This window comes from Pseudonocardia sp. CA-142604, assembly GCF_050948475.1.
GTDB classification, from domain to species: domain Bacteria; phylum Actinomycetota; class Actinomycetes; order Mycobacteriales; family Pseudonocardiaceae; genus Pseudonocardia; species Pseudonocardia alaniniphila.
Genome location: NZ_CP192045.1, coordinates 9,684,091 through 9,700,724 on the forward strand (window position 1 = coordinate 9,684,091; position 16,634 = coordinate 9,700,724).

General features: G+C 72.7%; 18 protein-coding genes and 1 riboswitch. Of the genes, 13 read left to right on the plus strand and 5 right to left on the minus strand.

Annotation, left to right across the window (positions count from 1 at the left end; translation table 11 throughout):
* Positions 1–60 precede the first annotated feature (60 nt).
* From ACQPZQ_RS44240 to ACQPZQ_RS44255, 4 genes are all read left to right on the plus strand, one after another.
* Positions 61–240, plus strand: coding sequence for a DUF4177 domain-containing protein (locus ACQPZQ_RS44240; RefSeq protein ID WP_241036712.1), 180 nt, complete (start codon positions 61–63; stop codon positions 238–240).
* A 4-nt stretch (positions 241–244) separates the two neighbouring features.
* On the plus strand, positions 245–709 hold the full coding sequence (locus ACQPZQ_RS44245) for a RidA family protein (RefSeq protein ID WP_433290430.1): 465 nt from the start codon (positions 245–247) through the stop codon (positions 707–709).
* On the plus strand, positions 706–1,293 hold the full coding sequence (locus ACQPZQ_RS44250) for a hypothetical protein (RefSeq protein WP_433290431.1): 588 nt from the start codon (positions 706–708) through the stop codon (positions 1,291–1,293). The genes ACQPZQ_RS44245 and ACQPZQ_RS44250 overlap by 4 nt, the downstream gene beginning before the upstream one ends.
* 93 nt (positions 1,294–1,386) lie before the next feature.
* Positions 1,387–4,782: a hypothetical protein gene (locus tag ACQPZQ_RS44255; protein ID WP_433290432.1), complete on the plus strand. Its 3,396-nt coding sequence runs from the start codon at positions 1,387–1,389 to the stop codon at positions 4,780–4,782.
* Between the two features lie 9 nt (positions 4,783–4,791).
* Here the strand turns inward: ACQPZQ_RS44255 and ACQPZQ_RS44260 are convergent, their stop codons facing one another.
* Positions 4,792–5,691, minus strand: coding sequence for a Gfo/Idh/MocA family protein (locus ACQPZQ_RS44260; protein ID WP_433290433.1), 900 nt, complete (start codon positions 5,689–5,691; stop codon positions 4,792–4,794).
* 29 nt (positions 5,692–5,720) lie between these two features.
* On the opposite strand from ACQPZQ_RS44260, the gene ACQPZQ_RS44265 reads away from it, so the two are divergent.
* Together ACQPZQ_RS44265 and ACQPZQ_RS44270 are read left to right on the plus strand one after the other, a co-directional pair.
* Complete coding sequence (locus tag ACQPZQ_RS44265) at positions 5,721–6,530, plus strand: NUDIX hydrolase (protein WP_433290434.1); 810 nt, start codon at positions 5,721–5,723, stop codon at positions 6,528–6,530.
* On the plus strand, positions 6,527–7,318 hold the full coding sequence (locus ACQPZQ_RS44270; protein WP_433290435.1) for an MBL fold metallo-hydrolase: 792 nt from the start codon (positions 6,527–6,529) through the stop codon (positions 7,316–7,318). The genes ACQPZQ_RS44265 and ACQPZQ_RS44270 overlap by 4 nt, the downstream gene beginning before the upstream one ends.
* A gap of 8 nt (positions 7,319–7,326) precedes the next feature.
* Here ACQPZQ_RS44270 and ACQPZQ_RS44275 read toward each other — a convergent pair whose 3' ends face one another.
* From ACQPZQ_RS44275 to ACQPZQ_RS44285, 3 genes are all read right to left on the minus strand, one after another.
* The gene (locus ACQPZQ_RS44275) at positions 7,327–8,607 is read right to left on the minus strand and encodes an MFS transporter (RefSeq protein ID WP_433290436.1); all 1,281 of its coding nucleotides are present in this window, start codon (positions 8,605–8,607) and stop codon (positions 7,327–7,329) included.
* Positions 8,608–8,712: 105 nt separating this feature from the next.
* Positions 8,713–9,387: a Crp/Fnr family transcriptional regulator gene (locus tag ACQPZQ_RS44280; protein WP_241036704.1), complete on the minus strand. Its 675-nt coding sequence runs from the start codon at positions 9,385–9,387 to the stop codon at positions 8,713–8,715.
* Positions 9,388–9,568: 181 nt separating this feature from the next.
* Positions 9,569–9,820: a hypothetical protein gene (locus ACQPZQ_RS44285; protein ID WP_241036703.1), complete on the minus strand. Its 252-nt coding sequence runs from the start codon at positions 9,818–9,820 to the stop codon at positions 9,569–9,571.
* 165 nt (positions 9,821–9,985) lie between these two features.
* Between ACQPZQ_RS44285 and nth the strand changes: the two genes are divergently transcribed.
* From nth to ACQPZQ_RS44315, 6 genes are all read left to right on the plus strand, one after another.
* Entirely contained in the window at positions 9,986–10,810 is an 825-nt protein-coding gene (gene nth, locus ACQPZQ_RS44290; protein ID WP_433290437.1) for an endonuclease III, read from the plus strand.
* A gap of 49 nt (positions 10,811–10,859) precedes the next feature.
* Positions 10,860–11,522: a redoxin domain-containing protein gene (locus ACQPZQ_RS44295; RefSeq protein ID WP_433290438.1), complete on the plus strand. Its 663-nt coding sequence runs from the start codon at positions 10,860–10,862 to the stop codon at positions 11,520–11,522.
* The gene (locus ACQPZQ_RS44300; RefSeq protein WP_433299683.1) at positions 11,513–12,211 is read left to right on the plus strand and encodes an NUDIX hydrolase; all 699 of its coding nucleotides are present in this window, start codon (positions 11,513–11,515) and stop codon (positions 12,209–12,211) included. The genes ACQPZQ_RS44295 and ACQPZQ_RS44300 overlap by 10 nt, the downstream gene beginning before the upstream one ends.
* Before the next feature lie 49 nt (positions 12,212–12,260).
* On the plus strand, positions 12,261–12,413 hold the full coding sequence (locus ACQPZQ_RS44305; RefSeq protein ID WP_433290439.1) for a hypothetical protein: 153 nt from the start codon (positions 12,261–12,263) through the stop codon (positions 12,411–12,413).
* Entirely contained in the window at positions 12,410–13,606 is a 1,197-nt protein-coding gene (locus tag ACQPZQ_RS44310) for a MarP family serine protease (RefSeq protein WP_433290440.1), read from the plus strand. The genes ACQPZQ_RS44305 and ACQPZQ_RS44310 overlap by 4 nt, the downstream gene beginning before the upstream one ends.
* A gap of 53 nt (positions 13,607–13,659) precedes the next feature.
* A riboswitch (Fluoride riboswitch) is annotated at positions 13,660–13,723 on the plus strand.
* A gap of 213 nt (positions 13,724–13,936) precedes the next feature.
* Positions 13,937–14,431: a universal stress protein gene (locus ACQPZQ_RS44315; RefSeq protein ID WP_433290441.1), complete on the plus strand. Its 495-nt coding sequence runs from the start codon at positions 13,937–13,939 to the stop codon at positions 14,429–14,431.
* 130 nt (positions 14,432–14,561) lie between these two features.
* Here the strand turns inward: ACQPZQ_RS44315 and ACQPZQ_RS44320 are convergent, their stop codons facing one another.
* Positions 14,562–15,842: an adenylosuccinate synthase gene (locus ACQPZQ_RS44320; RefSeq protein ID WP_433290442.1), complete on the minus strand. Its 1,281-nt coding sequence runs from the start codon at positions 15,840–15,842 to the stop codon at positions 14,562–14,564.
* Between the two features lie 53 nt (positions 15,843–15,895).
* Between ACQPZQ_RS44320 and ACQPZQ_RS44325 the strand changes: the two genes are divergently transcribed.
* Complete coding sequence (locus ACQPZQ_RS44325; RefSeq protein ID WP_433290443.1) at positions 15,896–16,612, plus strand: hypothetical protein; 717 nt, start codon at positions 15,896–15,898, stop codon at positions 16,610–16,612.
* Positions 16,613–16,634: the final 22 nt, after the last annotated feature.

Consider the following 16,634-nt stretch of genomic DNA (forward strand, 5'->3'; position numbering starts at 1 on the left):
CGGAGCCTGCGTCCGCCCGGCCGCTCGAACGGGATGAGGCGCTGGCTACAGTGACCATTCATGAGCAGCCCAGGGTCCTCGGTCACGACATGGGAATACCTCACCGCTCCGGTGCTGATCCACAGCACGCAGGCGATCCTCAACAACTTCGGCCGGGACGGCTGGGAGCTGGTCGCCGTCACCACCGGCGCCAGCCCCGAGCAGCTCGTCGCCTGGTTCAAGCGACCGGTGAGGGGCTGACGGCATGGCGACCACCACCGATCGTCTGCATGAGCTCGGCATCGCCCTCCCGTCCGTCGCAGCTCCGGCCGGGTCCTACATCCCGGCACGCCGCACGGGCTCGCTGGTGTTCACCTCGGGTCAGGTGCCCTTCGTGGACGGCAAGCCGGCGGGCACGGGCAAGGTCGGCGCGGAGATCGACCCCGACGAGGCCTACCGCCTCGCCCGGATCTGCGCACTCAACGCCCTCGCGGCGGTGGACGCCCTGGTGGGGATCGACGCCGTCACCGGCGTGGTGAAGGTCGTCGGGTTCGTGGCCTCCGCTCCCGGGTTCACCGGGCAGCCCGGAGTCATCAACGGGGCGTCCGACGTGCTCGGCGAGATCTTCGGCGAGGCGGGCCGGCATGCACGGTCCGCCGTGGGCGTGGCCGAGCTGCCGCTGGGCGTTCCGGTCGAGGTCGAGCTGGTCGTCGAGGTGTCAGGGCCGTGAGCGCGGCCGACCAGGCGTGCCACGACCTCCTGGTCCGGCTGGCCGGAAGGCTGCCAGACGACTTGCTGTGGCGGATGCGCGACTGGCTCGCCGACAGCGGCCGGTCCGCATTGAGCGCCACCCTCCCCCGAGAGCTGCTGCGCCACCGGGTGGGCCTCACCGACGACGAGCGCGACATGCTCGCCGCCGCCGCCGGTGAGTGGGGCGCCTCGCGCCGTTTGCTCGACGCCGTGCTTCCCGCCCACACCCCCGACGATCTCGTCGTCGCCTTCGAGGCTCCGGACGGACCGGACCAGGCCACGCTGAGCGTGCTCGCCGTGGTCCGCGGCCACCCCGGCTGCGTGGAGCTGCGCCACGCGTGGCGCACCGGCGGTCGTGGCAGGCAGCGTGTCGTCATCGTGTCCGGCGGCGAACGGCCGTGGGTTCTCGCCGGAACCCTTCAGCGCGTGCTGCGGGCACACGGCGACCGCACACCGTGTGTGGAGGTGCTCCCGCCGCACGGAGAGCCACCGGCGTACCACCAGGCCGCCATCATTGGGTCGGCGTCGCTGTGGCACTGCCCGTCCGCACTCGTGGGGGCGTGACCAACCGACGCGTAACGGGCGGGGACTGACACTCGGCGGTGCCAGGGCGTCGCATGGCAGTCGGCTCGGACCGGCGTACGGGAGGGAGGCCGAGTGGAGCACGAGACGTCACCGGAGACGACGCACGACCTGCTGCTGTCGTTGGCCGGCCGGGTGGACGACGACCTGCTGGCCTGGGCCCGTGAGCTGGTCGCCGTGGGTGAGGACGCCCACGCCGTCGAGATCCTGACCGCGAGCCTGGTGGCCGCCTGCGCGGTTCTCCCCCAGCCGGTGCGCTCCGCACTCGTTGCCGCCGCCCGCTCCGCCCGCACCGACCTCGACCCCGACGCCACGCTGCCTCCCGCACGCCCCGAGGAGGGCTCGGAGCACCGGTTCGAGCCCGGTCCGTCCGACGACGTCGTGGCCGCGGCCCTGCTGGCCGTGCCCGCCCGGCAGCTGCAGGGCTGCCGCGTACTCGTCGCCCGTCGCCTGACACCCGCCGGTTCCGCTCCTGGTCCCCTGCCGCACCCGGTGGTGCTCGTGGAGGCGCAGCCGGGAGCGCCGGCCACCGACGTGCTGGCCTACCAGCTCGCCGTCATCCTCGATCGGGCAGGCGTTCCCGCCTCGGTGGAGGTCCTCATCGCGGGCGATCCCCTGCCCGCGTACCACACAGCCGCCCTGCGCCGTGCCCGTCCCATCCGATGGGACGACGAGAACGAGCGCGCCGCGGAGCTTCCCGGTTGGCTCTCCGAGCGTTCGGCGCCCACCCCTGGTGCGCAAGCGTCCCCCGACGCGCGCCGGGCCCGGCACCCGCTGGCACCACCACAGGCCGACGTCGCGGGCCTCCTGGGTACTCCGCCCCGAGCCGGCGTCTCCGACCCGCGGCCGGCCACTCCTGCCGACCCACGCCAATCACCGCCTGCCGGCCCGCTCCCGCACCGCAGGCCCGCGGCGGCGACGGAGTCCGGGTCGTCGGAGGCAGGCACCGATTCGCTGCCGGCCGTCCAGCCCCGTGGCGCCGACGATCCCGCCGCGCGAGCCGGAGCCGTCGAGCCGGCGGCACGCCCTGCACCGGGCGAAGGCGCAGCGTGGCTGGGCGGCGCCGACACCAGAAAACGCCCCGCAGCCAACCCGAAGACACCGCCCGCACCGGGCGAAGGCGCGGCGTGGCTCGGAGGCGGCACGAAAGCACGCCCCGTGGTCGGCGAAATCGCGGCATGGCTGGGAGGCGCCGACACCACGCGCCCCGCATCCCGCAAGCAGACAGCACGACCCGGCACCGACGGGGGCGCTGGACGGGCAGGCGTCGGCGACACCGGAGCACGCCGCGAGGCCGGCAATCCCGCGGGGCGGCCCGGTCCGGGCGACACGCCCGCGCGACCCTCCGCCGACGACACAGCAGCGCGGCTCGGAGCAGTGGACCCCGGGGCATGGCCGGCAGACCTCCCGCGACGTGACGGAAGCCGCGGCGGCCCGTCGTGGCTCGAAGCGCGTGAGCCCGCAGCACGGCCAGGGGCAGGCGATCCCGCAGCACAGCGCGGAACCAGCGACCACGCGACCGGCGCCGGAGCGCGGCCGGGCAGCAGCGACCACGCCGGACCCCGCGACAACGGCACCCCGCCCGGCAGCAACGGCACCCCGCCCGGCACCAACGGCACCGGCGACACCTCGGCACGGCTCGACGCCCGCAGCGACCAGGCCGCACAGCCCGCAGCCGGTGAGCACCCGACCAGCACCGCTGACACCGCCCCACGCATGGACGCCCACGACCCCACCACGCGGCCGGGAACGGGCGACCCCGCAGGCGGCACCAGAGCCGCCGCGCCACGACCCGACGCTCCCGGTCGCATGGCCGGTGCAGGAGACACCGCAGCACGACTCGAAGCCCTCCTGGAACGGTCGATAGCCGAGGCACGGCCCGGTGGTCCCCGCAGGCAGACGCCACCGCCCGGCGCCGACGACCGCTCCCGCCCCGGCGGCACCGCAGCACGACCGGCCGCTCGCGACCAGACGGCACAGCCACCGGCGGGCGATCGAGCGACCAGCACCGGGGACGTCGAGACACGGCCCGGGGCTCGCGAGCAGACGGCGCAGCCCGGTGTCGACGACCGCGCAGACGACTCCGCCGACACCGCAGCACGACCCGGCGCAGCCGACGGCACAGGCGACCACGCGACACCACCCGCACCCGACGACCAGACAACCCGCGACCGCGCGCCCGGTGGGAGCGACACCGCGGCCTGGCTCGGCACTCGTAGCAACACCGAGCAGCCCGGATCAGACGACCGCGCAGGCGACGCACGGGACGACGCAGCAGGGCTCGGAGAACGTCCGACTGACACCGGTGACACGGCAGCACCACTCGGGGCCGAGGACACCGGAGCGCGCCCGGGACCAGGTGGCACCGGGGCACGGCGACCGGCGGAGCAGAACCCGCTGTTCAGCGACCCGCAGGAGGAGGACCTTCCGCCGTCCGACCCGCTCCCCGTCCGGGGAGACCGGCTGCCGCGGCCTTCGCCTGCACCACAACCCCCGCGTCCCGGGGTCACCCCGATCAACCGCCCTCCCGCGCCGGCGCCGGGCCCGTTGCCCCGCCGCGGCGAGAGCGTCCCGCCGCCCGCCGGCACGCACGTCAACGGACAGGCGGGTGGACCGCCCGTGGAGGAGCCCCGCACCGAGCTGCCGCAGCGGGTCGCCGAGGCAGCGGAACCGCCCCGCCCATCGCCTCAGGAGCCGCGGGACGACGACATCTTCCGCTCGCTCGGCCAGACACCGGCCTTCGACGCGCTGAACGATCCGCTGAGCGGACCGCTTCGCGAGCCGCTGCTGGAGCCCCTGCTCGACCCCACGATCGGTGAGGACAAGCCGCTCGGTGCTGCGGCCGAGACTCCGACGCCGGGCGACGACGACCGCGAGCCGGCTCGCGCCGACGACGAGTGGTCCTCCGAGTGGCTGTCGGGATCGTGGGCGATGGCGCCATCGGCGCTGGCCGACAGGCCGCCGCGGCGCCCCGACGAGCCGGAGTCGGCATCCGACGAGGTGCCCGAACGGCGCGTCGGCCCCCCTCGGCCGGGCCAAGCAGCCGCCCGTTTCGACGACGAGCTGCCATCGCGCGAGCCCAGGCCCGCACCCCGGCGTCCCGCCCGGCACCGCTACGCCGACGAACAGATCGGCGAGGGCAAGGGCGTCGCCGAGCCGCCGGCCGAGCCTCGCCCGGAGCCGGAACCCGCACCCCGCCCGGAGCCGCCTGTTCAGGGCGCTCCGGCGCCCTCGCCTCGGCCCGACGCAGGTGGGGCCGACCTCGGGTTGCGGCCGGAGTCGCTGGCGCGGCTCAGCGACTCCGATCGCGAGCTGCTCGCCCGGCTCCAGGCCGAGCTCCAGGGCGGTACCCGACCGCGGGTCATCCGCCGGGCCGGCATCGCCAACGGATCGGGGCCGGGCGGGTCGAACGGCAACGGCTCCGGCGGCAACGGCAACCCCCGGAGGGATCCGCCCGACCTGGCAGGCTGACGCCGCCCGTCATCCGGCGGCGGCGCGCACCTGCTCGATGAGCTCCTGCAGACGCAGGCCCTGCTCGACGCCCAGTGCCGGCGCCGGCCCTGTTCCGGCGACGGCGGCCACGAGTTCGTCGAGCAGCGCCGCGTAGCAGGTGGACGCGTCTGCGGTGCGGCCCGCGAGCCGGTGGGACGTGCCCGGACCGAACACCGCGAACTCGGTCTCCGTCGGATCGATGGGCAGCCGCATCGACATCGTCACGGTGCTGCGGGCCCCGCCCTCGTGCACGAGGCCGTACCGCCACAGGTCGGGCTCGTCGTGGTGCGCCCAGCCGACCGACGCGACCGGGCCCACGGCGGCTTCGAGGAGATCGATCACGTGTGGGCTCAGGTCGAGGAGCGCACCGTGCTCGATGCGCCAGGACGATGCGGAGTAGGGGCCACCGAGCAGCGCTCCCGAGAGCCAGCGCGCCGAGGCCACCGTGTCCGGGCCTGCCGGGGCCGACGGCAGGCCCGCGAGCCACTCGCGCACCGCGGGAGAGTGCCGCAGCGTCAGCACCATCGAGGAGTGGACACCCGCTCGCTGCACGGCGGTCACCACCGCTCGCGCATCCTCGACCGAACCGGCGAGCGGCTTCTCGCAGATCAAGTGCCTGCCCGCCGCGGCGGCCCGCACGGCCAGCTCGCCCTGCACCTGCGGCGGAACGGCGAAGGCGACCACGTCGACGTCGTCGAGGAGGTCGTCGAGCCGGTCGCACGCGCGGCCCCCGAACTCGGCAGCGAGCTCGCCTGCCGCCTCCGGCCTGCGAGTCCAGACCGCCGTGATCTCCGTTGCGGGGTGTGCCGCGAGTCCGGGCCCGTGCACGTTGCGGGCCCACGGGCCACCACCGACAAGACCCACTCGCAGCTGATCCACACCACCCATCCTGCCCGGCCGCGGGTTACTGTCCGTTCATGCCCTCTGAGCCCGTCGTCCCGAGGCCTGCGGCAACCGTGCTGCTCGTGCGAGACGCCCCCGCCGCTCCGCCCGGGCGCACCCCACTACAGGTCTTCCTGCAACGACGGGTGCCCGAGATGGCCTTCGCCAGCAGCATGACGGTCTTCCCCGGCGGAGGTGTCGCCGCAGCGGACCGCGAGGTGCTGCCGGCCTGGGCCGGACCGGATCCGGGCTGGTGGGCCGAGCGGCTCGGCTGTGACGCCGAGCTTGCAGGGGCTTTCGTGCAGGCCGCGGTGCGGGAGACCTTCGAGGAGTGCGGCGTGCTGCTGGCCGCGCCCGAACTACCCGCAGACGTGGAGCGCTACCGGGCCGACCTGGTCGCCCGGCAGCGGACGCTCGCCGAGATGCTCACCGAGACCGGGCTCGTGCTGCGCGCCGACCTGCTCCGTCCGTGGGCACGCTGGGTCACGCCCCCCGCGGTGCCACGCCGGTACGACACGGTGTTCTTCGTGGCGCTCGTCCCGGAGGGACAGGAGGCCGACGCCCACACCACCGAGGCCGTCGAGGCCACGTGGTGGCACCCGTCCGAGGCGCTGGAGCACTGGCAGCGCGGCGAGATCGAGCTGATGGCCCCCACGGTCCGCACGCTGCAGGAGATCGCCGAGCACCCCGACAGCGCATCGGTCCTCGCGGCCGCCGACGACCGCGTGGTGCAGCCGGTGACGCCGGTGGTGCGCCGCGATGGTGAGAAGGTCGTCGTCGTCCTCCCGGGCGACCCCGACTTCGCGCTCGACATCGAACGCATCGCTCCCGGAGGGAGCGCATGAGCCACCCCGCGTACGGCGAGCTGCGGCCCGTCACCGCGCTGGCGTCGGTGCTGCTGGCGGAGAACCCGTCGCCGATGACGTTGGAGGGCACGAACACGTGGGTGCTCCGGGCTCCTGACGTGGAGGAGTGTCTGGTCGTCGACCCCGGCGAGGAGGACGAGGAGCATCTGCGCCGGGTCGCCGCGCACGGTCCGGTGGCGCTGGTCCTGCTCACGCATCGCCACCCCGACCATGCCGCAGGAGCACGGCGCTTCGCCGAGCTCACCGGAGCGCCGGTACGGGCCCTCGACCCCTCGCTCGTGCTGGGGTCGGAGGCGCTCGGGGACGGCGACGTGGTGGCCGGCGCCGGAGTCGAGCTGCGCGTGGTCGGCACACCGGGCCACACGTCGGATTCCCTGTCGTTCCTGCTCGACGGTCCCCCTGCAGGACCCGCCGTGCTCACGGGCGACACGATCCTGGGCCGTGGCACCACGGTGATCGCGCACCCCGACGGGGCCCTGGGCCCGTACCTGGATTCGCTCCGGCTGCTGAGCGAGCTGCCTGCCGGCACCACGGTGTTGCCCGGGCACGGTCCGGAGCTCCCGGACGCCCCGGCGGCGGCGTCGGCCTACCTGGCCCACCGCGAGCAGCGGCTCGACCAGGTCCGCACCGCACTCGGGAAGCTCGGCCAGGGCGCGTCGGCACGGCAGGTGGTGGAGGTGGTCTACACCGACGTCGACCGGACGCTCTGGCCGGCGGCGGAGCTGTCGGTGCAGGCGCAGCTGGACTACCTGCGCACGGAGCGCTGAGGACGCCGTCAGGCGACCACGGGGACCGCAGCAGGCGTGGTCGCGAGCGTGCCCCGGCGCAGCCACAGCACCACAGCGAGCACCACGCCTGCCACACCACCGGCCAGGAACGCCGCAGGAGGGCCCGCCTCCTCCACGACGACCCCCGCCACCGACTGCCCGGCCGCGATCCCGATCGTGGCGGCGGTGATCACCCAGCCGAAGGCCTCCGTCGCCGACTCGGCCGGGGCCGCGATGTCCACGGCCATCGAGTGGGCGGTGACCTGCGGGGTTATCACGGCTCCGGCCAGGAGCATCGCCACGACGAGCACGGCCAGCGACCCCGACGGCCCGGTCAGCGCCATGGCGGCGACGAACACCGCGAACACGCCGAGCAGCACCGGCATCCGCAGGTGCAACGGGCGCGGCCACGGCCGGAGCCCGTAGAGCACGCCGGCGAGCACCGACATGACCGACCACGCCGACAGCAGCACGCCACCCATCGCTGCTGAGCCGGCCGCAGCCGTCACCGCGGGCACGCCGACCTCGACCGTGCCGACGACGAGCCCGAACCCGAGCGACGCGATCGCCACCGTGCGCATTCCCGGCTCCGCCAGCACGCCGAGCAGCCCTGGCGACGTGGGCCCGACAGCGGGTGAGCCGCCGTGAGTCGTTCTGGCCGACCGGGCCCGGACAGCGGGGGTGAGTGCGAAGCCGACGGCGCCCACCACCATGGCCGCTGCCGCCACCGCCAAGCCGGTGCCGGGCCACGGTGCAGCCACGAGGAACGCGGCGATCGCGGGACCGAGGATGAAGAAGACCTCGAGGCTGATCGCCTCGTAGGCGTAAGCGGTGGAGCGCAGAGGGCCGGGCGGCACGAGATCGGCCCACAGAGCCCTGGAGGCTCCGGGTAGGGCGGGCTGCACGAGACCGGCGACCACCGCGAGCGCCACGAGCACCGGCAGTGGCCGATCGGCCTCGACCGCGGCAGCCAGAGCGGCGACCGCCAGCCCGAACAGCATCGCGGCCAGGATCAGCGGCCTCGTCGCCCCGCGCCGGTCCATGAAGCGGCCTTGCAGGACAGCGCCCGTCCCCTCCCCGACCAGCACGCCCGCCGAGACGAGACCGGCAGCCGCGAACGAGCCGGTTGCGCGCTGCACGAAGAGCAGCGTGGCCAGGCCGATCATCGCGATCGGCAGACGGCCGACCACGGAGGCGAGCACGGGGCCCGGGGCGCCGGGTGACGTCAGGACGACGCGGTAGTCGGACAGCGATGCGGACGATGAGGACACACCAGAAGCGTGACACATTCTGGTACGTGCGTACCAGTTCATTACCGCAGGACCGATTGGCGACTTACCGTGCGTCAGGTCCCGGTCAGGTCGAGCAGAGCCGAGCCGACGGAGGTCGGTGCGCTACCTGGCCCGACGAGCGAGCCGCTCGGGCTCGAGAATCAGCACGCTCTTGCCCTCGAGTCGCAGCCAGCCCCGGTGGGCGAAGTCGGCCAGCGCCTTGTTCACCGTCTCGCGGCTCGCGCCGACGAGCTGCGCGATCTCTTCCTGGGTGAGGTCGTGGGTGACCCGCAACAGGCCCGACTCCTGCGACCCGAACTGCCGCGCCAGCTGCAGCAACGACTTCGCCACCCGGCCAGGCACGTCCGTGAAGATCAGGTCGGCGAGCATGTTGTTGGTGCGCCGCAACCGCCGGGCGAGCACCCGGAGCAGCTGCTCGGCGATCTCGGGTCGCTTCCCGATCCACTCCCGCAACGCCGCGCGGTCCATCGTGTACGTCCGAACCTCGGTGACCGCGGTGGCCGACGACGTGCGCGGCCCCGGGTCGAAGATCGAGAGTTCGCCGAACATGTCGGACGGCCCGGCCACCATCAACAGGTTCTCGCGACCGTCCGGCGACTTCCGTCCGATCTTCACCTTGCCGCTACCGACGATGTAAAGCCGATCTCCCGGCTCACCTTCCGCGAAGATGACATGCCCACGCGGAAACTCCGCCGGCTCCAGCGCTTGAGCCAGAGCGTCAGCCGCGTGCGGCTCCACCCCCTGGAAGATCCCCGCGCGGATCAGAACCTCGTCCACTGCACCGCCCCTCGTTCCGGCCGCTCAGCCGCGGCGGACCACTGGCGCGCCAGTCTAGGGGGTGTGCGTTTGGTGCGTGCCGCCGCGACCGCTCTCCGGTGGCCACCATGGGGCGTTTTCATCACGTATAAGCCCAGTTCAGTGCGGTTCGACCGGTCTTGAGGGCTCCACCGGAGCCCGGTCATGCCGCCTTGCTGCGCTTGGGTGGGCGGGGCCCCCGGCCGCGCCGGTTGCGTAGCCGGAACAGCTCGAGCGCGCGGCCCGTGCCCTGCCTGAAAAGGGCCCGAACCTCGTCCGGGCGCGGTCGTTCGAGGAGCTCTTCGAGCTCCTCCGGGCGCAGAGTGGCCTCACGCAGCTTCGACTCCACACGCTCCATCCCGAGCGCGAAGAACATCACCAGCAGCGGCACGAGGACTGACAACCAGGCAGTCATGACGACACTGATGTTCCCGCACGAGTGATGGCGACCGTCGGGCAGGGGGTGAGCACGTCGGCATGTCGATATCGTCTCGTAACATTCCGCCGGTCACGGTCCGTGATGACCGCTGACCAACCGGCACCTTCGCCTCTTGTCGGGGTGGCGCCGTACGCTCGAAGCGTGACCACCGCTGCGCGGAACGCTGCGCGCCTTGCCAAACGGGTGGCCGACGGCGAGCCGTCTCTAGGCCGGGCCCGGCGGGTCGGCCGGATGCTTCGCACCCTCGCCGCCACCCATCCCGACGCGCATTGCGAGCTCGACTTCACCACGCCGCTGGAACTGGCCGTCGCCACGATCCTGTCCGCGCAGAGCACAGACAAGCTCGTCAACTCGGTCACGCCCGCGTTGTTCGGGCGGTACTCCACGGCGATCGACTACGCCAAGGCCGACCGCACCGAGCTCGAAGGGATGATCCACAGCACCGGCTTCTTCCGGAACAAGGCCAACTCCCTCATCGGGCTCGGTGCCGCCGTCGTCGAGAAGCACGACGGTGTACTGCCGAACACCCTCCCCGAGCTGGTCGCCCTCCCGGGGATCGGCCGCAAGACGGCCAACGTGATCCTGGGCAACGCCTTCGACGTACCCGGCATCACCGTCGACACCCACTTCGGCCGGCTCGTCCGGCGCTGGGGTTGGACACAGGAAGAGGATCCGGTCAAGGTCGAGCACGCCGTCGGTGCGCTCGTGCCCAAGCGCGACTGGACGATCGTCTCCCACCGCGTGATCTTCCACGGCCGCCGCGTCTGCCACGCACGTAAGCCAGCGTGCGGCGCCTGCACACTGGCCGGCGACTGCCCCGCCTACGGCGCGGGCCCCACCGATCCGATCAAGGCCGCCGCACTCCTCAAGGGACCGTCGCGGCCGCACCTGCTCGCCATGGTCGGCATCCCCGACGACGAGGCACCCGCACCAGCGCCCGGCGGCGAGGACCAGGACGCGCCGTGACTTCGCTCGTCCGGGGCCGGCCCCACCGTTGCGGCCGGGAGGCGCGGCGGTGAGCCGTGAGCAGCTCAAGGTCCGGCGATCGGAGCTGATCACCACCCTGGTCGTCGTCCTGCTCGCCGCGGGAGCAGTGTTCGCGCTGTGGCCGCGCAGCGCATCCGAGCCCTCCACCGCAGGCGAGGCGCCCACCGCACCACAGTCGGTCTCCGTACCCGACTCCGAGCTTGCTCCGCTGCGAGCCGCCGCACGCATCGAGCCGTGCCCCTCGGGCAGCGGCGCTCCGGCCGCCGGCCCGCTGGCGGGTGTCACCGTCCCCTGCCTCGGCGCACCCGGCCACGTCGACGTCGGCGCCGCGCTCGCCGGGCGTCCGGCCCTCATCAACGTCTGGGCGTCCTGGTGCGGGCCGTGCCGCGCCGAGCTCCCGGCCATCGCCGAGTACGCGGCCCGGCCGGGCGCCGTTCCCGTGCTGGGCATCGACGAGCGCGACGACCCCCGGGCCGCGCTGGCGCTCCTGCGCGACACCGAGGTCACGCTGCCCTCGGTCACCGACCCGGACGGCGCGCTTCGGGGCGCCCTCGGCATCCCGCCTGCGCTGCCCGTTTCCTACGTCGTGCGCGCCGACGGCAGCGTCGTCATGGTCGATCCACCCATCCCCTTCCGCAGCGCCGACGAGGTCGCGGCCGCTGTGGACCGGCTGTCGAAGGGATCGTCGTGACGCGGCTGCAGCCGGAGCGCGCACCGGAATGGCTCTCACCTCTGCTCCGGCGGATCGGCGAAGCCGACGCGGAGACGCTGAGCCACCACCGCATCCCGCCCCGCGCCAATGCCCGCCGGGCCGCCGTGCTGGTGCTGTTCGGTGAGGACCAGGTGCACGGTCCCGACGTGCTGCTCGTCGAGCGGGCCAGCTCCCTGCGCACTCACGCCGGTCAGGTGGCGTTCCCTGGCGGCAGCGCCGACCCGCACGACCGCGACGAGGTCGCCACGGCGCTGCGGGAGGCCGAGGAGGAGACCGGCGTGGAACCCGAAGGGGTCGTTCCGCTGGCCGTGCTCCCCGAACTGTTCATCCCGCCATCGGGTTTCGTCGTCACCCCGGTGCTCGCGCATTGGGAACGCCCTGTCGCCGTGCACGCGGTCGACGCGGCAGAGACCGCAGCCGTGGTGCGCGTGCCACTCGTCGATCTGGCAGAGCCCGCCAACAGAATCACGGTGCGTAATCCCTCTGGTACGAGCAGCCCCGCCTTCGTCGTAGCGGGGCTGCTGGTGTGGGGGTTCACGGGGGGCTTATTGTCCGCCCTGTTGGATCTGGGGGGCTGGGCGCGCCCTTGGGACACCACACGGGTGGACGATTTAGGCGCAGCGTGGTCGGCGGCACGGGCCGGTCGGCAGGAGGTCGCAGGATCATGAGCGCGGGGCCCCGGGGGGCTGGGCTGGACGCGCGGAGCGAGGTCGTGCGATGAGCGAGCGCGCGAGCGAACCATCGACACAACGCCCCAGCGAAGCGCCGACCGAGCACAGCGACGTCATGCCCATGAGCGAGCGCGCGAGCGAATCATCAACACAGCGCCCCAGCGAAGCGCCGACCGAGCGCAGCGAGGTCATGCGATGAGTTGGGTTGACGGGGTTGTTCTGGCGCTGGCACTGATCGCGGCCGTCTCCGGTTGGCGCCACGGCATGGCGGTGGCTCTGCTGTCGTTCGTCGGGGTGCTCACGGGGGCGGTGCTCGGGGTCCGGCTGGCGCCCTTGCTGGCCGCGGGCGTGGAGGCGCCCACCACGCGAGTCATCGTCAGTGTTGTCGTGGTCGTGCTGCTGGTGGCCCTCGGCGAGACCACCGGCGTCTTCTTCGGGCGCCGCATCCGCGACCGGATCACCGGCCATCGCTCGTTGCAGGTCGACTCCACGCTGGGCTCTGTGCTGCAGGCCGTCACCGTGGTGATCGCGGCCTGGCTGGTCGCGCTGCCACTGGCCTCGGCGAGCTTCCCCGGTCTCGCCTCGGGCGTCCGTGGGTCGGAGGTGCTCCGCGCCGTCGACTCGGTGATGCCGGCAGGGGCCAAGGCGCTGCCCGCGGAGCTGCGGCAACTACTCAACAACTCCGGCTTCCCCGACGTGCTCAGCCCGTTCGCGGAGACACCGATCACGGAGGTCGGCCCGCCCGATCCGGCGCTCGCCCAGAGCCCGGTGATCGAGAACCTGAGCAGCAGCGTCCTCAAGATTCGTGGCCGCGCCCCGTCGTGCGCCCGCCAGCTCGAGGGCACGGGGTTCGTGATCGGACCTCAGCTCGTGCTCACGAACGCCCACGTCGTCGCGGGCACGTCCGAGACCGGCGTCGAGGTGGTGAACAGGCGCGGCCGCACGGTCGAGCTGAGCGCCGAGGTGGTGTCCTACGACCCCCGCGTCGACCTCGCGGTGCTGCGGGTGCCGGACCTGGCCGCGAAGCCGCTGACGTTCGATCCGCAGCCGGCCAAGCCGGGCGACGACGCCGTGGTGCTCGGCTACCCGCTGGACGGGCCCTTCACCGCCACCCCGGCGAAGATCCGGTCGATGATCAACCTGAAGGGCCCCGACATCTACGACGACGGCGAGGTCACCCGCGAGGTGTACACGGTGCGAGCTGTGGTCCGCTCGGGCAACTCCGGCGGCCCGCTCGTGGCACCCGACGGCACCGTGATCGGTGTGGTCTTCGGTGCCGCGCTCGACGACCAGGAGACCGGGTTCGTCCTCACCGTCGACCAGGTGTCGCACGTCGTGCAGGCCGCATCCGGGCTGCGCAGCGAAGTGAACACGGGTAGCTGCGCGGCCTGAGCCGCTCAGCTGCTGCGGGAAGCGCGCACGAAGGCCCAGCGAGGTTTATGCTGTGGGTCACAGGCGATGGGGCTCGCCGTTGACCGCCCACCCCGGGCTGATAGCTCCTACCAACAGGGCTCGACTCTGGAGGTAGGGCATGACAGCAAAAGTTCCCCACTCTCCCGTCCCGCAGCACCGCGGCTTGCCGTCGTCCTTCGTCGCCGGATCGCAGCGTGGGTGCGGGTACCGCTGCCCGGATTACCGCCATCCCGCCGGAAGAGCCGCACAACAACAATCCGAGTTGCACACCCGACACAATCGGTGGAGCACGTCAACTGGAGCGCGGACATGAGCGCATTGCTTGAACAACCCGAGAGAGTGCCCGCCACACCCAGCAAGAACCCGGCCAACACCCTCATCGTCGGACACTGCCGCGACACCGCGAGCGACCACGCCCTCGCCGTCGCCGCAGAGCTCGGACGCCGACTCGGCGCTCAACTACACGTCGTCCACGCCGTGGTCCTCGACGACTACCCCATCGACCCCGACGCCGCCGACTGGGAGGAGCAAGGCGAACAAACCCTCGTCGAGGAGCGTCACCAGGTCGAAGCCGCCCTCACCCGAAGCGGCCTCGCATGGACCTACCAATCCTGCCGAGGCAACCCGGTCAGGGCGCTCGCCGCCGCAGCCGACGAACACGACGCACTCATGATCGTCGTCGGCACCCGCGGCGAAGGACTCCGAGCCACCCTCGCCCGGCTCGTCCAACCTTCGGTCTCACACGCCCTGATCGAGCGCCAAAACCGCCCGGTTCTCGTCGTCCCGCCTGGACAGTTCAACTGACACGGCCACATCAACAAGCCGGGCCCCGGGCGGCATCTCGTGAACCGCGCGCCCGCGCAGGGACCTACGCCTCGGCACTGATGGACGGGTTGCGACGGCGTCGCCGTCCAACGGGCCGCCAGTCCCGACCTCAGACGTCGCGCGTGATCGTCTGGTCGCGGCCGGGGCCCACTCCGATCGCGCTGACAGGCGCGCCGGTGAGCTCCTCGATGCGGTGCACGTAGTCGCGCGCCGCGCCCGGGAGGTCGTCGAATGTGCGGCAGCCGGAGAGGTCCTCGAACCAGCCCGGGAGCTCCTCGTAGACGGGCACGGCGTGGTGCACGTCGGTCTGCGTCATCGGCATCTCGTCGATCCGCTTCCCGTCGACCTCGTAGCCCACGCAGATCGGCACCTTCTCCAGCCCGGAGAGCACGTCGAGCTTGGTGAGGAAGAAGTCGGTGATCCCGTTGACCCGTGCCGCGTAGCGGCCGATCACGGCGTCGAACCAGCCGCAGCGGCGCGGCCGCCCGGTGGTGACACCCACCTCGCCGCCCGCCTTGCGCAACTGCTCACCCATCGCGTCCAGCAACTCGGTGGGGAACGGGCCGGAGCCGACACGCGTGGTGTAGGCCTTGAGGATCCCGATGACCCGGGTGATGCGGTTGGGGCCGATGCCCGAGCCCACTGCCGCACCACCGGCGGTGGGGTTGGAGCTGGTGACGAAGGGGTAGGTGCCGTGGTCGACGTCGAGCAGGGTGCCCTGCGAGCCCTCCAGCAGGATCGTCTCGTCGGCCTCGAGTGCCTGGTTGAGCAGCAGGCGGGTGTCGGCGATCCGGTCGGCGAACCGGCGGCCGTGGGCGAGCACCGTGTCCACCACCTCGTCGACGTCGAGCGCGCGGCGGTTGTAGACCTTCACCAGCACCTGGTTCTTGAACTCCAGGGCCGCCTCCACCTTCTGGTGCAGGATCTTCTCGTCGAGGACGTCGGCCACCCGCACGCCCACGCGAGCGACCTTGTCCTGGTAGGCGGGCCCGATGCCCCGGCCCGTGGTGCCGATCTTCGCCTTGCCGAGGAACCGCTCGGTGACTTTGTCGATCGCCACGTGGTACGGCATGATCAAGTGCGCATCCGCGCTGATCAGCAGGTTGCTGGTGTCCACACCGCGAGCCTCGAGGCCGGAGAGCTCGTCGAGCAGCACACCTGGGTCCACCACCACGCCGTTGCCGATCACGTTGCGCAGGCCTGGCGTGAGGATCCCGGATGGGATGAGGTGCAGGGCGAAGTCCTGCCCGTCGGGCAGCACTACTGTGTGGCCGGCGTTGTTGCCGCCCTGGTAGCGCACCACCCACTGCACCTGCCCCCCGAGGAGGTCGGTGGCCTTGCCTTTGCCTTCGTCGCCCCACTGGGCGCCGATCAGCACGATCGCCGGCATGTGAAAACTCCAGTCCTATGCCCATCACCGCGGCGGGGAGGGTAACCGATCCCGTGAGCACGATCGATTCCACAGTGGTGCTGCTGACCTGCTCGGATGACGGGCAGGCACGTCCGCTTGGTGTCAACAGTAGTGGTCTGGTGACCGGGGTGCCCGAAGTCGCCCTGCCCACGAGACCGGACAGAACCGCTGTCGACCCTGTGCTCGCCGAACACGAGCCGCAGCGAGTGGTCGTAGCAGGCACCGATGCCGATCTCGCGGCCGTGCTGACCCGGCTGCTGCGTACCGACCGGCTGGGCGTCGAGGTCGCCTACCTGCCCTCCGCCCGGTCGGCTGCGACCGCCGCGTGGGGCCTCCCGACCGGGGAGAACGCACTGCGCCTCGCGCTCACCGGTGCGGCGTCGCCCGTCCCCCTGGTCCGTGACGACGCCGGCGGGGTGCTCGTCGGGCGTGCGGAAATTCACGACATCGCAGGCGAGTGCTACTGCGACTCGGTTCTGGTGCTTCGCGGCAGGACGCGGCGACTGGTGGTCACGCCGGGCCCGGCCGGCATCGCCGTGCGCGCCGGATGGACCGGACGGCCCCCGGACGGGCGCGAGCGCGCGGTCGCACCGAGGGCGCCGCACGGCCGGGGCTCGGCGCTTGGCCGGGCGGTGCAAGTGGGTTGTGAGCCGGCCATCGTCATCAACGACGGTGTGGCCCATCCGCGCGAGGTGCCGCGCTGGACCTGGTACCGCCACACGCAGGACTGGTTGCTCGTGCGCCCCTGACGGGTGACCGCGGGGAGTCACG